General features: G+C 62.4%; 2 protein-coding genes. Both read right to left on the bottom strand.

Annotation, left to right across the window (positions count from 1 at the left end):
* Window positions 1-118 precede the first annotated feature (118 nt).
* Window positions 119-421 carry a PTS sugar transporter subunit IIB gene (locus RF645_RS13130; protein WP_368819256.1) on the bottom strand — a complete coding sequence of 101 codons (303 nt, stop codon included), beginning with the start codon at window positions 419-421 and terminating at the stop codon, window positions 119-121.
* Window positions 418-615: PTS sugar transporter subunit IIA (locus tag RF645_RS13135; RefSeq protein WP_368819257.1), on the bottom strand; the 198-nt coding region annotated here is incomplete at its 5' end. The genes RF645_RS13130 and RF645_RS13135, both read right to left, overlap by 4 nt.

Below are 615 nucleotides of genomic sequence, written 5' to 3' on the forward strand. Positions count from 1 at the left end.
CCCTTGAGCACGTCACTGAAACTCTTGCGCTGGACGGTCAGGCCGATGAGGGAGATTAGGGCGACGATGACCGCGGGCTGGCGGAAGATGTCCAGGAGGACATCGAGGAGTGCCTGCATTAGTTGTTCCTTCCGGGAGTCACCGCGAGGCCCTTGCGCTCAGCGGTTTCGCGCACCTTCGTGCGCAGTTCGTCGAGGTCGATGATGTTGTCGAGCACCACCACGTCGCCCAGGCTCTGGGCGGCCTCGGCGATGTCCTTGCCGACGAAGATGGCGTCGGCGTCGCCTGGGGCTACCGAGCCGAGGTCGGCGTGGTCCACGGTGACATCGGCGACCCCCAGTTCTTTGAGGACCTGCTCGATGTTCATGTGCACCATGAAGCTGCTGCCCAGTCCGGTGCTGCAGACGGCGAGGAATTTCATTTGTGGGCTCCGATGTTCTCGATGACTGCCAGCGTTTCGGCAGGTGTGGTGGCGGCAAGCAGGTTGGTGCGTTGTTCCTCGTTGACGAGGAGTTGGGCTAGTTCTTTCATGGTCGCCAGGTGCCCCGACTTGTCAGGGGCCGCTAGGCAGAGGAACAGGTCGATGGGGTGGGACGGTTCGTCGTTGAGCAGGAC

The sequence above is a fragment of the Kocuria sp. CPCC 205260 genome (assembly GCF_040981045.1).
GTDB lineage: Bacteria > Actinomycetota > Actinomycetes > Actinomycetales > Micrococcaceae > Kocuria > Kocuria palustris.

Coding starts and splice junctions, on each gene's coding strand:
- RF645_RS13130 (WP_368819256.1), bottom strand. CDS start 421: ATGAAATTCCTCGCCGTCTGCAGCACCGGACTGGGCAGCAGCTTCATG.